At 60.1% G+C, this 20,644-nt stretch carries 20 protein-coding genes; 17 read left to right on the top strand and 3 right to left on the bottom strand.

Annotation, left to right across the window (positions count from 1 at the left end):
* Nucleotides 1-23: 23 nt before the first annotated feature.
* Nucleotides 24-1,229, bottom strand: coding sequence for an MFS transporter (locus tag KGA83_RS17365; protein ID WP_223530318.1), 1,206 nt, complete (start codon nucleotides 1,227-1,229; stop codon nucleotides 24-26).
* Nucleotides 1,230-1,573: 344 nt separating this feature from the next.
* Between KGA83_RS17365 and KGA83_RS17360 the strand changes: the two genes are divergently transcribed.
* The 6 genes from KGA83_RS17360 (at nucleotide 1,574) to KGA83_RS17335 (ending at nucleotide 7,446) form a co-directional block, all read left to right on the top strand.
* Nucleotides 1,574-2,056 (top strand): GNAT family N-acetyltransferase, encoded by a 483-nt coding sequence (locus tag KGA83_RS17360; RefSeq protein WP_223530316.1) that lies wholly within the window; start codon nucleotides 1,574-1,576, stop codon nucleotides 2,054-2,056.
* Nucleotides 2,057-2,270: 214 nt separating this feature from the next.
* Nucleotides 2,271-3,263, top strand: coding sequence for a 2-dehydro-3-deoxygalactonokinase (locus KGA83_RS17355; protein WP_108215374.1), 993 nt, complete (start codon nucleotides 2,271-2,273; stop codon nucleotides 3,261-3,263).
* Between the two features lie 19 nt (nucleotides 3,264-3,282).
* Nucleotides 3,283-3,903, top strand: a complete 621-nt coding sequence (locus KGA83_RS17350; RefSeq protein WP_108215375.1) for a 2-dehydro-3-deoxy-6-phosphogalactonate aldolase — start codon at nucleotides 3,283-3,285, stop codon at nucleotides 3,901-3,903.
* A 48-nt stretch (nucleotides 3,904-3,951) separates the two neighbouring features.
* Nucleotides 3,952-5,100, top strand: coding sequence for a galactonate dehydratase (gene dgoD, locus KGA83_RS17345; RefSeq protein ID WP_007977010.1), 1,149 nt, complete (start codon nucleotides 3,952-3,954; stop codon nucleotides 5,098-5,100).
* A gap of 171 nt (nucleotides 5,101-5,271) precedes the next feature.
* Nucleotides 5,272-6,582 (top strand): MFS transporter, encoded by a 1,311-nt coding sequence (locus tag KGA83_RS17340; protein ID WP_095943996.1) that lies wholly within the window; start codon nucleotides 5,272-5,274, stop codon nucleotides 6,580-6,582.
* Nucleotides 6,583-6,642: 60 nt separating this feature from the next.
* Complete coding sequence (locus KGA83_RS17335; RefSeq protein WP_108215376.1) at nucleotides 6,643-7,446, top strand: IclR family transcriptional regulator; 804 nt, start codon at nucleotides 6,643-6,645, stop codon at nucleotides 7,444-7,446.
* On the opposite strand, the gene KGA83_RS17330 is transcribed toward KGA83_RS17335, so the two are convergent.
* Complete coding sequence (locus tag KGA83_RS17330; RefSeq protein ID WP_108215377.1) at nucleotides 7,443-8,495, bottom strand: NAD(P)-dependent alcohol dehydrogenase; 1,053 nt, start codon at nucleotides 8,493-8,495, stop codon at nucleotides 7,443-7,445. The two genes, KGA83_RS17335 and KGA83_RS17330, sit on opposite strands and share 4 nt — an antisense overlap.
* 179 nt (nucleotides 8,496-8,674) lie before the next feature.
* On the opposite strand from KGA83_RS17330, the gene KGA83_RS17325 reads away from it, so the two are divergent.
* Nucleotides 8,675-9,565 carry an AraC family transcriptional regulator gene (locus KGA83_RS17325; protein WP_108215480.1) on the top strand — a complete coding sequence of 297 codons (891 nt, stop codon included), beginning with the start codon at nucleotides 8,675-8,677 and terminating at the stop codon, nucleotides 9,563-9,565.
* Nucleotides 9,566-9,748: 183 nt separating this feature from the next.
* Here KGA83_RS17325 and KGA83_RS17320 read toward each other — a convergent pair whose 3' ends face one another.
* Nucleotides 9,749-11,413 (bottom strand): electron transfer flavoprotein-ubiquinone oxidoreductase, encoded by a 1,665-nt coding sequence (locus tag KGA83_RS17320; protein WP_223530314.1) that lies wholly within the window; start codon nucleotides 11,411-11,413, stop codon nucleotides 9,749-9,751.
* Nucleotides 11,414-11,961: 548 nt separating this feature from the next.
* On the opposite strand from KGA83_RS17320, the gene KGA83_RS17315 reads away from it, so the two are divergent.
* From KGA83_RS17315 to KGA83_RS17270, 10 genes are all read left to right on the top strand, one after another.
* Complete coding sequence (locus KGA83_RS17315) at nucleotides 11,962-12,711, top strand: electron transfer flavoprotein subunit beta/FixA family protein (protein ID WP_108215380.1); 750 nt, start codon at nucleotides 11,962-11,964, stop codon at nucleotides 12,709-12,711.
* A 2-nt stretch (nucleotides 12,712-12,713) separates the two neighbouring features.
* The gene (locus KGA83_RS17310) at nucleotides 12,714-13,643 is read left to right on the top strand and encodes an electron transfer flavoprotein subunit alpha/FixB family protein (protein ID WP_108215381.1); all 930 of its coding nucleotides are present in this window, start codon (nucleotides 12,714-12,716) and stop codon (nucleotides 13,641-13,643) included.
* Between the two features lie 201 nt (nucleotides 13,644-13,844).
* Nucleotides 13,845-14,681 carry a substrate-binding periplasmic protein gene (locus KGA83_RS17305; protein WP_223530312.1) on the top strand — a complete coding sequence of 279 codons (837 nt, stop codon included), beginning with the start codon at nucleotides 13,845-13,847 and terminating at the stop codon, nucleotides 14,679-14,681.
* 9 nt (nucleotides 14,682-14,690) lie between these two features.
* Entirely contained in the window at nucleotides 14,691-15,047 is a 357-nt protein-coding gene (locus KGA83_RS17300; protein ID WP_223530310.1) for a DUF4398 domain-containing protein, read from the top strand.
* Nucleotides 15,044-15,856, top strand: coding sequence for an OmpA family protein (locus KGA83_RS17295; protein WP_108215384.1), 813 nt, complete (start codon nucleotides 15,044-15,046; stop codon nucleotides 15,854-15,856). The genes KGA83_RS17300 and KGA83_RS17295 overlap by 4 nt, the downstream gene beginning before the upstream one ends.
* Before the next feature lie 328 nt (nucleotides 15,857-16,184).
* Complete coding sequence (locus KGA83_RS17290) at nucleotides 16,185-17,624, top strand: PLP-dependent aminotransferase family protein (RefSeq protein WP_008050371.1); 1,440 nt, start codon at nucleotides 16,185-16,187, stop codon at nucleotides 17,622-17,624.
* A gap of 80 nt (nucleotides 17,625-17,704) precedes the next feature.
* Complete coding sequence (locus KGA83_RS17285) at nucleotides 17,705-18,187, top strand: translation initiation factor 2 (RefSeq protein WP_223530308.1); 483 nt, start codon at nucleotides 17,705-17,707, stop codon at nucleotides 18,185-18,187.
* A gap of 166 nt (nucleotides 18,188-18,353) precedes the next feature.
* Nucleotides 18,354-18,608, top strand: a complete 255-nt coding sequence (locus KGA83_RS17280; protein ID WP_108215386.1) for a YkgJ family cysteine cluster protein — start codon at nucleotides 18,354-18,356, stop codon at nucleotides 18,606-18,608.
* A gap of 96 nt (nucleotides 18,609-18,704) precedes the next feature.
* Entirely contained in the window at nucleotides 18,705-19,310 is a 606-nt protein-coding gene (locus KGA83_RS17275) for an START domain-containing protein (protein WP_108215387.1), read from the top strand.
* A gap of 337 nt (nucleotides 19,311-19,647) precedes the next feature.
* On the top strand, nucleotides 19,648-20,644 hold a 997-nt coding region (locus KGA83_RS17270; protein ID WP_411741911.1), incomplete at its 3' end, for an LTA synthase family protein.

Here is a 20,644-nt window from a genome sequence, read left to right as displayed (position 1 = left end):
GTGCATTGTCAGCGACGAACGGCTCAGGCCTGTTCCAATGTCCTGACCGCTGTGGCTCTACGCCAGATCAAACGGCCCACGGTGATCATCCAGTTGAGCGCAGCCACCGCCAGCACCGTGAGCAACAGCGTGGGCATGCCTTGTTCGACGATGATTTTCCCGGCCAGCAAAGGAAAGCCGAATACGCCGATGAAGTACGACAGGCTGAACAACAACAAGGATTGCGCGGTGGTGCCGTTCGGCGCTTCATTGGCGGCCAGGCCATTGATCACCGAGTAGGTCAGGCCGTAACCGATCCCGAGCATCACCGCCGCGAGCAGGTAGCTGAAGCTGCTGTCGACGACAAAACCGAACATCACGATCGACGTCAGCATCAACCCCGAAAGCAGGCACGATGCACGCAATGGATCGCGCTTGACCACGAAGCCGGCAACCAGCATGCGGCCGCTGATCGCCGCGCTCATGAAACCGAGGAAGAACAACGAGTAGTCGAGCGAGTTCGCCGCCGCATAACTGGTTTGAAAGCTCGACAGACCACCGAAAACGCAGCCGCCGAGACCGACCATGATGACCGGGAAAACGGCCCTGGACGACAGCACCTGAGCCGCTGCACGCCAGGAAATCCGCGACACGCTGCCAGATTGCGCGGGCGCCTGTTTCAACTGCCGATCCAGACGCCAGAACAGCAATACGCCGATCAGGCTGGCCAGCGCCGCCAGGTAAAACGCGGCTGTCACCGGATAACCGAGGGCGCTCGCCGCGCGGCCGAGCAACGGGCCGCTGCCAATCCCGGTCATCATGCTGCCCGACAGCAGGGCGAAGTATTTCGCACGCTGTGCGGGTGTCACCAGGCTTGCGACGATGATCGGCCCCAGGGTGTAGAACACGCCCCAGCCCAGGCCCAGCAACAGCCCGAAAAACAACAGCAGGTGACCGAAGCCCGGGGTCAGGGCGAAGCCCAGGCTGGCCGCTACCAGCAAAACACCGAACAGCGCCACCGATCGGGCGGCACCGAGCAAATCGGACAAATGGCCGGAAACAATCACCGCCGCAAAGGTGCTGAGCATCGCCGCCGAAATCACACTGCCGGCGTCGTGTTCGTTGCCACCGCGAGAACCAATCAACAATGACAGCAAAAACGTCGAACCGTAGGACAGCGACAACAGGTAACTGGCGAGGCAAAACAGGCCGAACAACTTGCTTGAGACAGGAGGTGTTGCGGTAGGCATGACGTGGTTCCTTGGCCGGATAAATGAGCTGCGCGGCTATCTAATCACGCAGTGCCCGAATGTTAGGTCCGAGGTTATCGATTCCAGGGTTAGTGTTGGCCGGAGTAAAGCCTCCAGACACTTTGTGGCGGATCAGCTTTTGTGGCGAGGGAGCTTGCTCTCGCTGGCCTGCGAAGCAGGCCCTGTCGCGACCGGCTCTGTTTTTCCAGAAAGATCGCATTGCCTTCTTTTGGGGCTGCTGCGCAACCCGGCGGGAGCAAGCTCCCTCGCCACAGGCAAGTCCCCTCGCCACAAGTACCGCGCCGACTTAGTATGGCGTTTTCCACTTTTGACAAGGCACGTCCATGACGATCGAAATCCGCCCGGCGACCCCCAGTGACGCACCGCAAATCCTCGCGTTCATCACTGAACTGGCCGACTACGAACGTGCCCGCCATGAAGTCATCGCCAGTGTTGCCGACATCGAGCGCAGCCTGTTCAGCGAAGGTGCCACCGCCCATGGCCTGATCTGCCTGCGCGACGGTGCACCCATCGGTTTCGCGGTGTTCTTCTTCAGCTATTCCACCTGGCTTGGCAGCAATTGCCTGTACCTCGAAGACCTCTACATCACCCCGCAACAGCGCGGCGGAGGCGCGGGCAAGACCCTGCTGCGGCATCTGGCGAAAATCGCCTGCGCCAACGACTGCGGCCGTTTCGAGTGGAGCGTGCTGGAGTGGAATACCCCGGCCATCGAATTCTACAAGTCCCTGGGGGCGCAGCCGCAGGAGGAGTGGGTTCGCTATCGGATGGATGGAGCGGTGCTGCGGGATTTCGCAGCGAGTAACTGAAACTTCTTAAAAGATCGCAGCCTTCGGCAGCTCCTACGGATCGATGTACACCGCCAAACCGCGGCGGACGATCCCGTGTAGGAGTTGCCGAAGGCTGCGATCTTTTTTTTGTCTGATCTCATAATGTGGGATTGATATTTATATATTGAGATTTATCCCGGCGCAGGTTTATAGTCCCGCTCACTCACTGCCAAAAACCAAAACAGGTGAAGCGATGCAGGCGCAATTGATCGCGCTCGACTGGGGGACAACCTCATTACGTGCTTACAAACTGGCTGAAGGTGGCTTGGTCCTCGAACAGCGTTCGCTGTCGTCGGGGATCATGCAGCTACCGAAAGCGCCGCGAATCATTGACGGCCGGGAATGCGCCGACGGTTTTGAACTGGCATTCGACGAGGCTTGCGGTGACTGGCTCGATGCCCAGCCGGATTTGCCGGTGATTGCCTGCGGCATGGTCGGCAGCGCCCAGGGCTGGCGCGAAGCGGCCTACCGCGACACGCCGGCAAACGTCGCCACTCTCGGTACTTCCTTGCAAACTGTGCGCAGCCTGCGCGGCATCGATGTGCACATCGTGCCCGGCGTCATCGAGCGTTCGCCTTTGCCGAACGTGATGCGCGGCGAAGAAACCCAGGTGCTCGGTGTGCTGCAAAACCTGACGAGCGAGGCGGGCGCTGATCTGCTGATCGGCCTGCCGGGCAGCCATTCGAAATGGGTGGAAGTGGCCGACGGCTGCATCGTGCATTTCGATACGTTCATGACCGGCGAAGTGTTCGCCGTGCTCAGCGAGCACAGCATTCTCGGACGCACCCATCAGCGTGGCGGATCCTTCGATGGCGATGCGTTTGATCGTGGCGTGCAGGTCGCGTTGTCGGCGGACGGTGAAACCGGTCCGCTGTCGACCATGTTCAGCGCCCGCAGTCTCGGGCTGACCGGCGAATTGAGCGCCACCGCCCAGGCGGACTACCTGTCCGGCCTGCTGATCGGCCATGAGTTGGCGGCCCTGGCCAGCGTCCAGCGGCGCCGGCGCAACAGCGTGCACCTGCCTTCGATCATCCTCATCGGCAACACCCAACTCTGTGCCCGCTACAGCCGTGCGCTCGACGCCTGCGGTTTTGCCCGGGTGACCCTGGCCGAACAGGCCACCGAACGCGGATTGTGGCAACTGGCGCTGGCTGCCGGCTTGGTCACGCGCACCGCATCCCGTTAAACCTGACTGGAGACCTGACATGCTCAAACAAGCCTTGGCGCAAAACGGACTGATCGCGATCCTGCGCGGCCTGCGCCCGCAGGAAGCGGTCGCCATCGGCGAAGTCCTGTACGCCGCCGGATTTCGCGTCATCGAAGTGCCGCTCAATTCCCCTGAGCCGTACGAAAGTATCCGCATCCTGCGCAGCATCTTGCCCGCCGATTGCCTGATCGGTGCCGGCACGGTGTTGACGCCGGAGCAGGTCGAGCAAGTGAAGGCCGCGGGCGGCCAGGTGATCGTCATGCCCCATAGCGATCCGAAGGTCTTGCGCGCGGCGAAAGCGGCGGGACTTTACCTGTCGCCGGGTGTCGCTACGCCGACCGAAGCCTTCGCGGCACTGGCTGAAGGCGCGGATGTGCTGAAGATGTTCCCGGCCGAGCAGATGGGGCCGGCGGTCGTCAAAGCCTGGCTGGCCGTGCTGCCGGCGGGAACGATTCTGGCGCCGGTCGGCGGCATCACGCCGGACAACATGCAGGTGTTTATCGACGCTGGCGTCAAAGGCTTCGGCCTCGGCTCGGGGCTGTTCAAACCGGGCATGACGGCGGAACAAGTGGCGGCCAATGCCAAGGCCTATGTCGCTGCGTGGAAGGCCCTTCGATAAGACTTTTTGGGCGCTGCGAGCGCTGCATCTAACAAGAGAGACAAACAGATGAAAATCACCAAACTGACCACCTTCATCGTTCCGCCGCGCTGGTGCTTCCTCAAGGTCGAAACCGACGAGGGCGTCACCGGTTGGGGTGAGCCCGTGGTCGAAGGCCGCGCCCACACCGTTGCCGCTGCCGTTGAAGAATTGTCCGACTACCTGATCGGCAAAGACCCGCGCAACATCGAAGACATCTGGACCGTGCTCTATCGCGGCGGCTTCTACCGTGGCGGCGCGATCCACATGAGCGCCCTGGCCGGTATCGACCAGGCTTTGTGGGACATCAAAGGCAAGGCGCTGGGCGTGTCGGTCAGCGACCTGTTGGGCGGTCAGGTGCGGGACAAGATTCGTGTGTATTCGTGGATCGGCGGCGACCGTCCGGCAGATACCGCACGGGCGGCGAAAGAAGCGGTCGAGCGTGGTTTCACTGCGGTGAAAATGAACGGTACCGAAGAACTGCAATTCCTCGACACCTTCGACAAGGTCGACCAGGCCCTGGCCAATGTCGCTGCCGTGCGCGATGCCGTCGGCCCGAACGTCGGCATCGGCGTGGACTTCCATGGCCGGGTGCACAAGCCCATGGCCAAGGTGCTGATGAAGGAACTCGATCCGTACAAGCTGATGTTCATCGAAGAACCGGTGCTCAGCGAAAACTACGAGGCGCTCAAAGAGCTCGCGCCGCTGACCAGCACGCCGATCGCCCTGGGTGAGCGGCTGTTCTCGCGCTGGGACTTCAAGCGCGTGCTCAGCGAAGGCTACGTCGACATTATCCAGCCAGATGCCTCTCACGCCGGCGGTATCACCGAGACTCGCAAGATCGCCAACATGGCCGAAGCCTATGACGTCGCGCTGGCGCTGCATTGCCCACTGGGCCCGATTGCCTTGGCGGCCTGCCTGCAACTGGACGCCGCTTGCTACAACGCATTCATTCAGGAGCAGAGCCTGGGCATCCATTACAACGAGAGCAACGACCTGCTCGACTACGTCAAGGACCCACGGGTGTTCGACTACGACCAAGGCTTCGTGAAGATCCCGAACGGCCCGGGCCTGGGCATCGAGATCAACGAGGAATACGTGATCGAACGCGCGGCCATCGGCCACCGCTGGCGCAACCCGATCTGGCGCCATGCCGATGGCAGCTTTGCCGAGTGGTGAGTGATCCCTGACCCACCACAAATCCCTTGTAGGAGCGAGCCTGCTCGCGATGGTGTGTCTGTCGCCATCAATGGTGAATGACACACCGCTATCGCGAGCAGGCTCACTCCTACAAGGGGTCTGCGTCAGCCTTTAGAACGACCTCAATAACCATAAGAAGAGGCACCCCTCATGCAACCGCAAACCCTCACCGGGCAGGCGTCGTTGGTGACGCCCAGCCGCAAGCGTTTTTTCATCATGGTGCTGTTGTTCATCACCGTGGTGATCAACTACCTGGACCGCAGCAACCTGTCGATTGCCGCCCCGGCATTGACCAGTGACCTGGGCATCGACCCGATCCACGTCGGCCTGATCTTCTCCGCGTTCGGCTGGACCTACGCTGCCATGCAAATCCCTGGCGGCTGGCTGGTGGATCGTGTGCCGCCACGGATTCTGTACAGCGTTGCCTTGCTGCTGTGGTCGGTGGCCACGGTGATGCTCGGCTTCGCCGCCAGCTTCATCGCGCTGTTCGTGTTGCGTATGGCTGTCGGTGCGCTGGAAGCGCCGGCGTATCCGATCAACAGCCGCGTGGTCACCACCTGGTTTCCAGAGCGCGAGCGCGCTACGGCGATTGGTTTTTACACCTCCGGGCAGTTCGTCGGCCTGGCCTTCCTGACACCGGTACTGGCGTGGCTTCAGCACGAATTCGGCTGGCACATGGTGTTCGTCGCCACCGGCGCGGTGGGCATTGTGTGGGCGGTGATCTGGTACGCGGTGTATCGCGAGCCGCGGGATTTCAAAGGCGCCAATGACGCGGAAATCGATTTGATCCGCGAGGGCGGCGGGTTGGTGGATATCCAGGCCGAACAGGCCAAAGTCAAAGCCAAATTCAGCTGGACTGACCTGGGCATTGTCCTGACCAAGCGCAAACTCTGGGGCATCTACCTCGGCCAGTTCTGCCTCAACTCAACGCTGTGGTTTTTCCTGACCTGGTTCCCGACCTACCTGGTGAAATACCGCGGCATGGACTTCATCAAGTCCGGCCTGTTGGCGTCGCTGCCGTTTCTCGCCGCGTTCATCGGTGTGCTGTGTTCCGGTTTCTTCTCGGACTTTTTGATCCGTCGCGGCTGCACGGTGGGTTTCGCCCGCAAGTTGCCGATCATCAGCGGTTTGCTGATTTCCACCTCGATCATCGGCGCCAACTTTGTCGAGTCGACGCCGTTGGTGATTGCCTTCCTCGCGCTGGCATTCTTCGGCAATGGCCTGGCTTCGATCACCTGGTCGCTGGTATCGACGCTCGCCCCGGCGCGCCTGCTCGGGCTGACCGGCGGGGTGTTCAACTTCATCGGTAACCTGTCGGCGATCGCCACGCCTATCGTGATCGGTTTCCTCGCGACGGGAGATTCTTTTGCCCCGGCGATCACCTACATCTCGGTGCTGGCATTGATTGGCGCACTGTCCTACATCCTGCTGGTGGGCAAGGTCGAGCGTATCAAGTTGTAGTCGTGGCGCGCGGGCGACCATAATGCCGCCCGTTCACTCGCTCAACGGTAAAGGCTGGATATGCAGGAAGACGCCCCAAAAATCGCCAAGGACGCCGCGCCGACCGGCACCCAGACCCTGCTTCGCGGTCTGGGTGTGGTCCAGGCCGTGGCCAGTGGCGCCCGCGATCTCAAGGAAATCGCCCGGCTGATCGGCACCACGCGCAGCACCACCCATCGCCTGGCCAGTTGCCTGGTGGACGAGCGTTATCTGCGGGTGGTGCCGCAAGTCGGTTATCTGCTGGGGCCGAAACTGATCGAACTGGGGTTCCAGGCCCGTGAAGAGTTGCCGCTGGTGACCCTGGCCGGGCCGTATCTGGACGAGTTGTCGGCGTTGACCGGCGACACCATTCACCTGGCGATCCGCGAAGGCGACGAAGTGCTGTACCTGCACAAGAATCCGGGGCGCAATGGCCCGGAAATGCGCTCGCGGGTCGGCCATCGCATGCCGTTGGCGCGCACCGGGATCGGCAAGGCACTGATGCTCGATGATTCACCGCAAGAGTGGCAGCGCCTGTACGAGGTCAGTTTGCCGGTGGGTGGGAAAAATCAATTCTGGCCACAGCACCCGGAGCAGTCCTGGGAGCAGTTCGAGCAGCGCATGGTCGAGTACGTGGCCGGCGGTTACGCCTTCGATCTGGAAGACAACGAACCGTCGATCCGCTGCGTGGCGGCGCCGATTCGCGATGCCAGCAAGCGTATCGTCGCCGGCATCAGCATCGCCAGCACCGTGCCATACATGCCGCTGGAAAAAATGGCCGAGCTGATTCCCCTGATCAAAGGGGTCACGGCCCGGCTGTCGGCGGAGCTGGGTCTTAAGGTTTAAACCTTGAGGGTCGCCATGTCGATGACGAAGCGGTACTTCACGTCACCGGCGATCATGCGGGCGTAAGCCTCGTTGATCTGGCGGATGTCGAGCATTTCGATGTCGCAGGTGATGTTGTGCTCGGCGCAGAAATCCAGCACTTCCTGGGTTTCGGCGATGCCGCCGATCAGCGAGCCGGCCAATACCCGGCGGCCCAGGACCAGTTTGGCCGCATGCACTGGCGGCTCTACGGGTTCGATCAACCCCACCAGAATATGCACGCCGTCGAAACGCAGGGTGTCGAGGTAGGGGTTGAGGTCGTGCTGCACCGGAATGGTGTCGAGCAGGAAGTCGAAGTGACCGGCGGCGGCCTGCATCTGCGCGTCATCGGTGGACACGATCACATGGTCCGCGCCCTGGCGGCGAGCCTCTTCGGCCTTGCTTGCCGAACGGGTGAACAGCGTCACTTCGGCGCCCATCGCCTTGGCGAACTTGATGCCCATGTGGCCGAGGCCGCCCATGCCCAGAATCCCGACCTTGTCTCCGGCTTTCACGCCGTAGTGCTTGAGTGGCGAATAAGTGGTGATACCGGCGCACAGAATCGGTGCGGCACTGGCCAGGTTCAGTTTCTCGGGGATGCGTACCACAAAGTGCTCGCTGACCACGATGCTGTCGGAGTAGCCGCCCATGGTGTTGCTGCCATCCACGCGGTCCGGGGTGGCGTAGGTCATGGTCGGGCCTTCGAGGCAATATTGCTCCAGGTTGGCCTGGCAAGCTTCGCAATGGCGGCATGAATCGACCATGCAGCCGACACCGACCAGATCGCCGACTTTGTGTTGGGTGACATTCGCACCGACGGCGGTCACCTTGCCTACGATTTCGTGACCAGGCATCAGCGGGTAAACGGCAATGCCCCACTCGTTGCGGGCCTGATGGATGTCTGAATGGCAGACGCCGCAGTAGAGAATCTCGATGGCAATGTCGTCGGCCCGTGGGCTGCGGCGTTCGAATTTCACAGGGGCGAGGGGAGTGGTGGCCGACTGGGCGGCGTATCCGATGGCGGTGTACATGGTGAACCTCGCAAAAGCGCTGACGGGTGAGGTGGCGCATTCTGGGCGCCGAACCCGGTAGCAGCCATGGCGATTCCTCCGGGTGTCATGCCTATTCCTCCGGCATCGCTCCTTGAGCGATTCCATTGGCGATCAGACCTGCGATGATGCTTTCATCCCTTTTTTTCGAAGTTTTTTTCATGCAGTTGACCCGTCATCTTGATGCCAACGCCACCCTGGTTTCGCTGATCGAGCCGCTGTCCACTCGCAACGGTTTCGTCCCGACTGCGTTACCGGGCGTGCAGGTCCTGCGGGCCAGTTGCGACGTGGCCCGTGGGCCGCAGATCTATGAGCCGAGCCTGGTGATCATCGCCCAGGGCAGCAAACTGGCGTACCTGGGACCGCGCACTCTGGAATATGGCGCAGGGCACTACCTGATTCAGGCGCTGCCGGTGCCGTTCGAGTGTGAAACCTTTGCCGCGCCGAGCGGGCCAATGCTGGGCGTGTCTGTCGCGATCGACCGGGTGATGCTGGGTGAGCTGGTATTGGCAATGGGCTTGGCGCCGGGGCGGCATATTCCGGCGCAAACACCTGAGTCCATGACCTCGGCAGTGCTCGATGATGCGATGCGTGGTTGTGTCGAGCGACTGTTGCGTTGCCTGCACGATCCGCTGGAGTGCCAGATCATGGGGCAAGCGCGCTTGCGCGAGTTGCTGTTCGTCGCATTGCGCGGTCCGCAAGCCGATGTGTTGCGGGCGCTGGTTGAACAGCAGGGGCAGTTCGCCCGGATCGCGGCATCCCTCAGTCATCTGCATGCGCATTTCGCCGAACCGCTGAACGTCGAGACCCTGGCCAGTTGCGCGAACATGAGTGCGTCGACCTTTCACGAGCATTTCAAGCGCAGCACCTTGTTGTCGCCGGTGCAGTATCTGAAGCGATTGCGTTTGCTCAGGGCGCAGCAGTTGTTGCTGGGCGAGGGGCTAGGTGTGGCGCAGGTGGCGCATCGGGTGGGGTATCAGAGCACGTCGCAGTTCAGTCGCGAGTACAAGCGCTACTTTGAGCGTAGCCCTGGGGATGAACGCGCCGCTTGAGTCACCGCCAATCCTCTGTGGGAGCGAGCCTGCTCGCGAATGCGGTGTGTCAGTCAACATAGATGTTGGATGTCAGGCCGCCTTCGCGAGCAGGCTCGCTCCCACATTTGTTTTGTGGTGTGGCTTGAACTGCAGGCAACAAAAAGGCCCCCGTTTCGGGAGCCTTGATGTTCGTGGTTCGGCTTACATGTTCGGGTAAGTCGGGCCGCCGGCGCCTTCAGGTGTCACCCAGGTGATGTTCTGTGCAGGATCCTTGATGTCACAGGTCTTGCAGTGAACGCAGTTCTGGGCGTTGATCTGGAAGCGCTTCTCGCCGTCTTCCTTGGTGATCACTTCGTACACGCCAGCCGGGCAGTAACGCTGGGCAGGCTCATCGTACAGCGGCAGGTTCTTGCTGATCGGGATGCTCGGATCGGCGAGCTTGAGATGGCACGGCTGCTCTTCTTCATGGTTGGTACCGGAGATGAACACCGAGCTGAGTTTGTCGAAGCTGATTTTGCCGTCGGGTTTCGGGTAGTCGATCTTCTTGCAGTCGGCCGCGAGCTTCAGGCAAGCGTAATCCGGCTTGGTGTCGTGCAGGGTGAACGGCAGTTTGCCGCCGAAGATGTTCTGGTCGAGCCAGTTGAAACCACCGCCGACGATGGCGCCGAACTTGTGGATCGCCGGGCCGAAGTTGCGACTGGCGAACAGTTCTTCGTAGAGCCAGCTCTTCTTGAAGGCGTCGACGTAGGTGGTCAGTTCTTCGCTGCCGTCCTTCTCGGCGAACAGCGCGTCAGCCACCGATTCAGCGGCGAGCATGCCGGATTTCATCGCGGTGTGGCTGCCTTTGATCTTGGCGAAGTTCAGGGTGCCGAGGTCGCAACCGATCAGCGCGCCGCCCTTGAACACCATTTTCGGCAGCGAGTTCAGGCCGCCCTTGCTGATCGCGCGGGCGCCGTAGCTGATGCGCTTGCCGCCTTCCAGGTACTGCTTGAGCACCGGGTGATGCTTGAGGCGCTGGAACTCGTCGAACGGCGACAGGTAGGTGTTGCTGTAGGACAGGTCGACGATCAGACCGACGACCACCTGGTTGTTTTCCAGGTGATAGAGGAATGAGCCACCGGTGTTCTCGGTGCCCATGATGTCCATCGGCCAACCGGCAGTGTGCACCACCAGGCCAGGCTGGTGTTTGGCCGGGTCGACTTCCCAGATTTCTTTCAGGCCGATGCCGTAGTGCTGGGCATCAGCGTCAGTGTCCAGGTTGAAACGCTTGATCAGCTGCTTGCCGATGTGGCCACGGCAACCTTCGGCGAACAGCGTGTACTTGCCGCGCAGTTCCATGCCCGGGGTGTACAGGCCTTCCTTCGGGTTACCTTCGCGGTCGACGCCCAGGTCGCCGGTGATGATCCCGCGCACCACGCCGTTCTCGTCGATCAGCGCTTCCTGAGCAGCGAAGCCCGGGTAGATTTCCACGCCCAGGTTCTCGGCCTGCTGGGCCAGCCAGCGGCACAGGTTGCCCAGGGAGATGATGTAGTTGCCTTCGTTGTGCATGGTCTTGGGCACAAAGAAGTCTGGAATTTTTTGCGCGCTCTCAGCGCTCTTCAGAACGAAGATGTCGTCGCGGGTGACGGGGGTGTTCAGCGGCGCGCCGAGTGCTTTCCAGTCCGGGAACAGTTCGTTCAGGGCCCGTGGTTCGAACACGGCACCGGACAGAATGTGAGCACCGACTTCGGAGCCTTTTTCGACCACGCAGACGCTGATTTCCTTACCGGCTTCGGCGGCCTTCTGCTTCAAGCGGCAGGCGGCGGAAAGACCCGCGGGGCCGGCACCGACGATGACAACGTCGAATTCCATGTATTCGCGTTCCACAGGTTATCTCCTACTCAAGGCTCAACAGTTTTTTTTCTAATTTGGAGGTTCAGTGTCGCATCCATGAATCCCGGCGCAACGCCGAGAGCGGACAATCGATTGACCACCTTTCTCTTTGGGTGGCGCATTATATCTACACCACTCTCAGCGTCCAATACAAACGTTTGTTTGAATTGGCTCAAAGCCAGAGAAATCAAAGTCACGCGCCTTATGAACGGCCATTTTGGCGTATTGACCGGAATAGGCGTTCCGGTCAATATACGGGCGGTTTTGCGATCGCCGTAGGCTGACTGTTGGTTTCAAGAGCACCTCTAAAGACAGGGCGATGGCAGTAGAGAGTGATGCGCTGCGCGGGGCTGATGCGCAGTTTACACGCCGCGATGTTGAATGACTCGTCAGTCACCACTGACGGACGGTCATCCAGATCATGAGCGATGGTCACTTGACAGCTTTGCCGGCGTTTTTGGAGGTGCCCTTGCGCCCGATGAGCATCAACCGCCAGGTTCGCCTAGGCGACTTTCTTTTCACCGGAGAGTAACGAGGAATCCATGAAGGTTCTTGTAGCTGTCAAACGCGTTGTGGATTACAACGTCAAGGTCCGCGTCAAGGCGGACAATTCCGGCGTCGATCTTGCCAACGTCAAGATGTCGATGAACCCGTTCTGCGAGATCGCCGTGGAAGAAGCCGTACGCCTGAAAGAGAAAGGTGTTGCGACTGAAATCGTCGTCGTCTCCGTCGGCCCGTCCACCGCTCAAGAGCAACTGCGCACCGCGCTGGCTCTGGGTGCCGACCGCGCCATCCTCGTCGAGTCCGCCGAAGACCTGACTTCCCTGGCCGTTGCCAAGCTGCTGAAGGCCGTTGTCGACAAGGAACAGCCTCAGCTGGTGATCCTTGGTAAACAAGCCATCGACAGCGACAACAACCAGACTGGCCAGATGCTTGCTGCATTGAGCGGCTACGGTCAGGGCACGTTCGCTTCGAAAGTCGAAATCAGCGGCGACAGCGTTGCCGTGACTCGCGAAGTCGACGGCGGCGCGCAGACAGTTTCCCTGAAACTGCCGGCCATCGTCACCACCGACCTGCGTTTGAACGAGCCGCGCTACGCGTCTCTGCCAAACATCATGAAAGCCAAGAAGAAGCCTCTCGAAGTGCTGACTCCGGACGCTTTGGGCGTTTCCACCGCCTCCACCAACACAACCTTGAAAGTCGAAGCGCCAGCTGCACGCAGCGCGGGTATCAAGGTCAAGTCGGTGGCTGAACTGGTCGAGAAACTGAAAAACGAAGCGAAGGTAATCTAATCATGACTATCTTGGTAATCGCTGAACACGACGGCAAAGCAGTGGCCCCGGCCACGCTGAACACCGTGGCTGCTGCCGCCAAAATCGGTGGCGACATCCACGTGCTGGTTGCAGGTCAGGGCGTTGGCGCCGTGGCTGAAGCCGCTGCGAAAATCGCTGGTGTGAGCAAAGTGCTGGTAGCCGATAACGCTGCCTACGCGCACCAGCTGCCGGAAAACGTTGCTCCGCTGGTAGCCGAGTTGGGCAAGGGCTACAGCCATATCCTGGCTGCCGCTACTTCCAACGGTAAAAACATCCTGCCGCGCGTTGCCGCTGCCCTGGACGTTGACCAGATCTCCGAGATCATCTCGGTAGAAAGCGCCGACACCTTCAAGCGTCCGATCTACGCTGGTAACGCCATCGCTACCGTTCAGTCGAACGCTGCAGTGAAAGTGATCACCGTGCGTGCCACCGGTTTCGACCCGGTTGCCGCTGAAGGCGGTTCTGCTGCTGTTGAAGCCGTTGCTGCTGCTCATGACGCTGGCATCTCCAGCTTCGTTGGCGAAGAGCTGGCCAAGTCCGATCGTCCGGAACTGACCGCTGCCAAGATCGTCGTTTCGGGCGGGCGCGGCATGCAGAACGGTGACAACTTCAAACACCTGTACGCCCTGGCCGACAAGCTGGGCGCTGCCGTTGGTGCTTCGCGCGCCGCGGTCGACGCAGGTTTTGTTCCCAACGACATGCAGGTCGGTCAGACCGGCAAGATCGTTGCGCCACAGCTGTACATCGCCGTCGGTATCTCCGGCGCGATCCAGCACCTGGCCGGCATGAAAGACTCCAAAGTGATCGTTGCGATCAACAAGGACGAAGAAGCGCCGATCTTCCAGGTGGCCGATTACGGCCTGGTGGCGGACTTGTTCGAAGCCATCCCTGAGTTCGAGAAGCTGGTCTAATCCGGCTGCTTCACTTATAAAGAGCCCGGCCTTTTGGTCGGGCTTTTTTTTTGGGCTTTGTCCCCTGTAGGAGCGAGCCTGCTCGCGATGGACGTCAACGATGACGCGGGGATCCTGGATACAAGCGGTGCATTTGAAACCATCGCGAGCAAGCTCGCTCCTACAGGGGGGCATAACCGGGTTTGAGTGGAGTGAATTGCCATGGATCTGCGACTTGTGTGGAGCTTACTGGGATTGGCGTTATTGCCGGCGCTGTCTTTCGCCGCAGGCAAATGCGAGCGCCTGGTGGTGACCGGCAGCCCGGACGCGCCACCGTATCTGTGGCAAGACCCGCAGAATCCCGAACGCCTGATCGGTGCCAGTGCCGATTTGCTGCAGCAAGTGGCGGGGGAGTTGGGGCTCAAGGTCGAGCTGCTGTATGCCGGCAAACGCGCCCAGGCCCTGGACGAAGTGCGCAGCGGGCGCATGGACATGCTGGCGGACGCGACGTTGACGCTCAGCGAGCTGGAAACCCTGGATTACATCCATCCACCTTTGTTGGAAAACGACTATCTGGTCTGGACGCGCAAGGACTCGACGCTGATCTATAACGAAGCACAAGATCTGCACGGCCATAGCGGTGCCGTGTCGGAAAAGGCTCGATTGACTCCGCAATTCAGCACTTTTGCCGGACAGCAGTTAACCCTCACGCACACGTCCAACCTGACCCAGGCCTTTCAGAAATTGCTGTTGGGCGAGGTCGAGTTTGTGCTGGCAGGACGTTACTCGGGCATGGCGACCGCGCAGACACTGGGCATGGCCAGTGATTTGGTCACTCGCTCGCAACCGGTCGACAAGCCTGGCCTGTACCTGGCGATTTCCCATGACTCGGCCTGCAACGATCCGTGGTTGCGCGGACAGTTGGCCAAAAAGATGACAGAATTGCCCGCGTCCGGACTGACGGAAGCCGTGCTGATGCGCAATATCGAGCGTTGGAAGGCACAACGCTCACAACCGCAGCAACCCTCGCAACAACCCGTCAGTGCCCCAAAACAGTAGGGATATTTAGTGAGTATTCGACCTCTTTTCGCTGCCGTGGCCTTTGTGGTCCTGGCGGGTTGTGCAACCGATCCTGCGCCGAATGAACAGATGCGCCTGACCGAACAGGCTCTCGAACAGGCCGAGGCCGTGGGCGCCACCGCCGACGATGTGCCGGAAATGAAACTGGCCGAAGACAAGTACAACCGCGCCAAGGGCAACATGACCGATCAATCCTTCAAGAATGCGCGGATGCGGGCCGAACAGGCCGAACTCGATGCGCGCCTGGCTGAAGCCAAGGTGTTGAAGGCCAAGAGCGAGGAGCAGTTGAACGTGCTGAACACCCGCATCGCCCGCCTGCAAAAGCAACTGGGAGATGCCGAATGAGCCTCAAGAGCAAAGCCCTCGGCGGTTTGATCCTGGCAGGCTGCGCGAGCCTGTCTGGTTGCGCCAGCCAGCACAGCGAGACCGCATTGCAACAGGCTGGAACCGATTTTCAGAAGGTCAAGGAAGACTCCAATGTGCTGCGAATCGCCCCCAAGGACGTGATTCGCGCGGGGGAGTCCCTGGCCCGTGCCGATCGCCTGTCCAGCTATTGGGGTAGCGGTTCGGACGTGGTGCATTACGCCTATCTGAGCCAGCGCTATAGTGCCATTGCCCGGGAACACACCGATCAGGCGCTCAACGAAGAGCAAGCGGCGAAACTCGAACTGGAGCGGCAGCGCCTGCAACTGGCACTGCGTGAATCCAAACTGTTCAGCGTGCAGCAGCAAGGCAAATGGCTCGAAGAGCAGATCCTGGCATTGACGACCACCCAGACCGACCGTGGCCTGGTGATGACATTGGGCGACATGCTGTTCGACACCGGCGAAGCGGAATTGAAACCTTCGGCCAACCGTGTGGTGCTGAAGATCGTGCAGTTCCTGCAACTCAACCCCAAGCGTGTGGTACGGATCGAAGGTTATACGGACAGTACCGGGGGCAAGCAGGAAAACCTCAAGCTGTCCCGCGACCGCGCACAATCGGTGGCTGACGTGTTGATGGACCTGGGCATCGACGACAAGCGTATTCAGGTCGAGGGTTATGGTGACGAGTATCCCGTGGACGCGAATGCGTCGGAACGGGGTCGAGCGCAGAACCGTCGGGTGGAAATTGTGTTTTCCGACGAAAAGGGCCAGCTCGGCGCTGCCCGGTAGGAGCTGCTCCAGGGTGACGCTATGCACCCTGTAGGAGCTGCGGAGTGAAACGAGGCTGCGATCTTTTCGAGTTCACTTGAGTATCAAGAGCAAGATCAACAGATCGCAGCCTCGTTTCACTCGACAGCTCCTACAGCTCCTACAACCCGGCCTGCCATGCAGCGTCGGGTTTTTTTATGGTGCGCCGATTAACGCATAAAACAGTACAGATTTTGCTGACACTGCACTGTACGGTCGACTATTGTGGCAACTGTCCCCGTACACTTTTAAACTGTTCCGGTATTGTTTCACACAAGAATAAAATGCCCGTGAAATCGAGTGCTGCGTCATGACCAATCTTTTGCTCTATCAACGTATTGCTCAACAACTGGCCGAAGACATCCGCCGTGGGGTCTATCAGCCGGGGGAGCGCGTGCCTTCTGTGCGCAAGATGAGCTCGCAGCTCAATGTCAGCCATGCGACGGTGTTGCAGGCGTATGCCAATCTCGAGGATCAGGGGTTGATCCGCGCCCGGCCGCAGTCGGGGTACTACGTGCACCAGACGCCGGCACTCACCGCACCGACGCCGGACATCGCCCGGGTCGAGCGCCCCGGCCTGGTCACCCGCAGTAGCATCATTCAACAAGTCCTGGTCGAATCCCGTCGTGAAGGGGTCTTCCCGCTGGGCGCTGCAGTGCCGAGTGTCGATTATTTGCCGGTGCGGGCACTGCATCAGCAATTGGCCAAAGTCACCCGTTTCCATAGCCCGCGGGCCTTCAGCTACATGTTCAGCCCCGGTTTCGAGCCGTTGCGCCGACAGGTGGCGATCCGCATGCGCGATGCCGGTGTGGTGGTCGATCCGTCGGAAGTGGTGATTACTCACGGCTGCGTCGATGCCCTGCAGATGTCCTTGCGCGTGCTGACCCGTCCGGGCGATCTGATTGCGGCTGAGTCGCCGACCTATTACGGGTTGCTGCAACTGGCCGATCTGTTGGGCCTCAAGGTCATCGAAATCCCCAGCGATCCGGCCACGGGCATGAGCCTGGAAGCCTTGCAACTGGCGGCCAACCAATGGTCGATCAAGGCGTTGGTGCTGACCACGCGACTAAGCAATCCATTGGGCGGCACCATGCCGGAGGAGCGGCAGAAACAATTGCTGCGCCTGGCGTCGGACTTCGATATCCAGATTGTCGAAGACGATATCTACGGCGAGCTGATGTTCGAGCAAGGGCGTACCAAGTCCCTCAAGGCCTATGATCGGCTGGATCGAGTGATCTATTGCTCGAGCTTCTCTAAAACCCTGTCGCCTGGCGTGCGGATCGGCTGGATGATTGCCGGCAAGTATCAGCAGGAAATCCAGCGCTTGCAGACCTTCAGCACGCATTCTGCGTGCAGCGTGACCCAGATGGGCATTGCCGCGTACCTGGAAAATGGTGGGTACGACCGGCATTTGCGCTTCATCCGTCAGGAATACCGCAAGAACCTCAGTGCCTTCCAGCTGGCGGTGCAGCAGTATTTCCCGGAAGGCACGCAGATGACCCGGCCTACCGGCGGCTTCATTCTGTGGGTCAGTCTGCCGGGACGGGTCAACACCCAGGAGTTGCACGTGCGGGCATTGCAGCAGGGCATCAGTATTGCGCCGGGACTGATCTTCAGTAATACCGAGCAGTTCAATCACTGCATTCGCCTCAATTGCGGCATCCCGTGGAATCGTGAAGCCGAGCGCGCGTTGATGACCTTGGGCATGCTGGCCACCCAGCTCTGCCAGGAGATGGCGGGCGGTTTGTAACAGGCTGCTACGGTGCTTGTCTTGTGGGCTGCAACAGGCGAGCATATGCACCTCTGCCGTTTGCACCCACCGTGGGATACATGAAACCGACCTTTCCTGCCGCCTGGCTTTTGCTCTGCCTGTTTGCGAGTGTTCAGCCGGCATTCGTCGTAGCAGCAACCGAGCAGGATCAGGAGGCCACCGGCAGTTTCCACGTCGCACCGATAAAACCCGAACCTGTGAAAAAAGCCTCGCCGGCCGAGAAACCGGCGACGCCCGTGAAAAAGCGCCCGCCCATTGCCTCCAAATCGAAACCGGCCAGCGAAGTGGTCAAGACCGAGCTTCCATCCGCCAATTTGGACCTGAGCCTGCCCAAGGATATGGTTCAGGAGTTGAAGCCGGTCGGAACGGTGCCGTTGTCCAGGCGCGAACCATTGTTGCCCCAGATGTTCGGTGACAAAAGCGACAGCAGCCCGTTCCAGCTCAACGGGCGCCTGCTCAGCAATGAAATGCAGCTGCAACTGCGAAAGGAAGAGCGCCGCGATGTCGAAGGCGCGGCACTGGACTTCGAGTTCAAGCAGTAACCTCACCAGGATCCGCGAACCGCAGACCAGACGCTTTGTCGGCGACTGGTCGGTCATGCTCGTTTACATGGAAAAACCCGCTGGCAGGTAATTTAAAACAACTGTTTAAGCGAGTACTCTGTGCCCCGTCCTTTTATACATTGCTCGTCGCGAGGAGCTTGTCGTCATGAAATGCCGTGAGGGCTGTGGCGCTTGTTGCATTGCCCCTTCCATCAGTTCACCGATTCCCGGTATGCCCAACGGCAAAGCCGCAGGGGAGCGTTGCCTGCAACTTTCCTCCGATAACCTGTGCAATATTTTCGGCCAGCCGGAACGGCCGGCGGTGTGTTCTGCCTTCGAGGCCGACCCTGAGGTGTGCGGAAGCAGCAGCGAAGAAGCGATCCGGTTGATTGGCTGGTGGGAGCAAATGACGGCGGCATGATGTGTGGGCTTGCACCTGCGATCACCTCCGAAAAACCTGAAGGTGAGCGGAGGTGCAAGCCCAACGAACGGAACTTCAACAATAAGGAATAAGACTATGGGTTCGCTGCATCGTATGGCTGTGCTGTGTGGATTGACGGTTGTGCTGGCTACTTCGACGGCCCAGGCCGAAGACTGGAAAGTCAAAAAAGACGAAGACGGCATCAAGATCTCCCTGAGTGAAGTGGCCGGCTCCGACTACAAGGCCTACCAGGGCGTCACGCTGATGAAAACCACCATAGCCAAGCTGCGCGCGTTGCAGGAAGACGTGTCCGGAGCCTGCGCCTGGATTCACGAATGCAAAACCCAGAAGCTGCTCAAGCACGAAGGTGACCAGAGCTGGACCTACACTCAGTTCAACACCCCGTGGCCGGTTACTGCGCGTGATTCGGTGCTGCACGTCACCACCATCGAAGGCGCTGATGGCAGCCTGACCCGCAAGCTCGAAGGCGTACCAAAATACATTCCTGAAGAAAAAGGCTTCGTCCGGGTCGCCAAGGTCGACGGTTTCTGGAAGTTCGTGCCCAAGGGCGACCAGGTCGAAGTGACCTATCAGGTGCACACCGAGCCGGGCGGCAGCGTGCCGTCGATGGTGGCCAACAAGTTTGTGGTGGATGCCCCGTTCAATACCTTGAAAGCCCTCAAGGAACGCGCCGAGAAGTAACGCTGTCGTTCTTTCAAGGTGACTTCGTAGCGCCCCGACCGGTTCGGGGCGTTTGCGTTTTTGACGGGGGCGGGTGCTTTAATTTGTTTCCGAATATGCGTTGCACGAAATTTTCACCCAGTCTCCAAGACAATTCGCCGGTTCTTGCACAGCACGCTGCGTATTCCTGAATGCAGGATGAAACAGTCGGAATGAGGGTAGTTATCAATGGCAATGCTGCCGTTGATCGTGCAACATTTGCGCACCGCGCAAACCCCCGGGCCTGGTACGGGCCGAAAAGAGGGCAAGGCGCAGCTGTATTTTTGAAACTTCAACTTCCAATGGGTCCTAAAACGACATGGCAATCCCGGACGCCCTGAATCAGCAGCGAGCTTCTAGTCGCCTGCTGCAACCGACCGTCAAATCGCATCTGGCCTACACGCTGTTGTGTGCCCTGGTCATGATGGTCATGTTCAGCCTGCTGCGCGTCGCGCTGCTGGTTTACAACCGCTCGATGATCCTCGACACACCGGCCTCGACCTTCCTCGAGGCATTCGCCAACGGTCTGCGTTTCGACCTGCGTCTGGTGGTCTATCTCAGCATTCCGTTGCTGCTGGCAATGTTCAGCGTCCGGGCCATGGCGGCGCGTGGGCTGTTCCGTTTCTGGCTGACGATTGTCTCCAGCATTGCGTTGTTCCTGGGCCTGATGGAGATGGACTTCTATCGTGAGTTCCACCAGCGCCTCAACGGCCTGGTCTTCCAGTACGTCAAGGAGGATCCGAAAACCGTGATGAGCATGCTCTGGTACGGTTTTCCGGTGGTCCGTTACCTGTTGGCATGGGCCGTGGGCACCTGGATCCTGAGCCTGGCATTCATGGGCGCCGATCGTGCAACCCGCCCTCGTGGCCCGTTCAGTGGCGGCAGTATCGGCACGCGCCAGGTTGCGCCGTGGTACGCACGTATCGCGGTATTCGTGGTGTGCCTGCTGGTTTGCGTGGTCGCCGCCCGTGGCACCCTGCGTCAGGGCCCGCCGCTGCGTTGGGGTGACGTCTACACCACCAATTCGAACTTCGCCAACCAGTTGGGCCTCAACGGCACCCTGCAGTTGGTTGCCGCAGCGAAGAGCCGGATGTCCGAAGATCGCGACAACATCTGGAAGGCCACCCTGCCTCAAGAGCAAGCCCGGCAAGTCGTACGTGACATGCTGGTGCTGCCCGACGAGAAACTGGTGGACGCCGACATGGCCGCCGTACGTCGTGACTACACGCCGCCGACCGACAAGACCCTGCCGATCAAGAACGTCGTCGTGATCCTGATGGAAAGCATGGCCGGTCACTCGGTGGGGGCTCTGGGCG

The organism is Pseudomonas sp. GL-R-19, assembly GCF_019956375.1.
Lineage (GTDB): Bacteria > Pseudomonadota > Gammaproteobacteria > Pseudomonadales > Pseudomonadaceae > Aquipseudomonas.
The sequence above is the reverse complement of the archived record's forward strand: the minus strand, read 5'-3'. Positions and strand labels throughout refer to the sequence as shown.

Coding starts and splice junctions, on each gene's coding strand:
- dgoD (WP_007977010.1), top strand. CDS start 3,952: ATGAAAATCACCAAACTGACCACCTTCATCGTTCCGCCGCGCTGGTGC.
- KGA83_RS17310 (WP_108215381.1), top strand. CDS start 12,714: ATGACTATCTTGGTAATCGCTGAACACGACGGCAAAGCAGTGGCCCCG.
- KGA83_RS17335 (WP_108215376.1), top strand. CDS start 6,643: ATGCAGGAAGACGCCCCAAAAATCGCCAAGGACGCCGCGCCGACCGGC.
- KGA83_RS17275 (WP_108215387.1), top strand. CDS start 18,705: ATGGGTTCGCTGCATCGTATGGCTGTGCTGTGTGGATTGACGGTTGTG.
- KGA83_RS17295 (WP_108215384.1), top strand. CDS start 15,044: ATGAGCCTCAAGAGCAAAGCCCTCGGCGGTTTGATCCTGGCAGGCTGC.
- KGA83_RS17340 (WP_095943996.1), top strand. CDS start 5,272: ATGCAACCGCAAACCCTCACCGGGCAGGCGTCGTTGGTGACGCCCAGC.
- KGA83_RS17360 (WP_223530316.1), top strand. CDS start 1,574: ATGACGATCGAAATCCGCCCGGCGACCCCCAGTGACGCACCGCAAATC.
- KGA83_RS17305 (WP_223530312.1), top strand. CDS start 13,845: ATGGATCTGCGACTTGTGTGGAGCTTACTGGGATTGGCGTTATTGCCG.
- KGA83_RS17355 (WP_108215374.1), top strand. CDS start 2,271: ATGCAGGCGCAATTGATCGCGCTCGACTGGGGGACAACCTCATTACGT.
- KGA83_RS17280 (WP_108215386.1), top strand. CDS start 18,354: ATGAAATGCCGTGAGGGCTGTGGCGCTTGTTGCATTGCCCCTTCCATC.
- KGA83_RS17350 (WP_108215375.1), top strand. CDS start 3,283: ATGCTCAAACAAGCCTTGGCGCAAAACGGACTGATCGCGATCCTGCGC.
- KGA83_RS17285 (WP_223530308.1), top strand. CDS start 17,705: ATGAAACCGACCTTTCCTGCCGCCTGGCTTTTGCTCTGCCTGTTTGCG.
- KGA83_RS17315 (WP_108215380.1), top strand. CDS start 11,962: ATGAAGGTTCTTGTAGCTGTCAAACGCGTTGTGGATTACAACGTCAAG.
- KGA83_RS17290 (WP_008050371.1), top strand. CDS start 16,185: ATGACCAATCTTTTGCTCTATCAACGTATTGCTCAACAACTGGCCGAA.
- KGA83_RS17330 (WP_108215377.1), bottom strand. CDS start 8,495: ATGTACACCGCCATCGGATACGCCGCCCAGTCGGCCACCACTCCCCTC.
- KGA83_RS17325 (WP_108215480.1), top strand. CDS start 8,675: ATGCAGTTGACCCGTCATCTTGATGCCAACGCCACCCTGGTTTCGCTG.
- KGA83_RS17365 (WP_223530318.1), bottom strand. CDS start 1,229: ATGCCTACCGCAACACCTCCTGTCTCAAGCAAGTTGTTCGGCCTGTTT.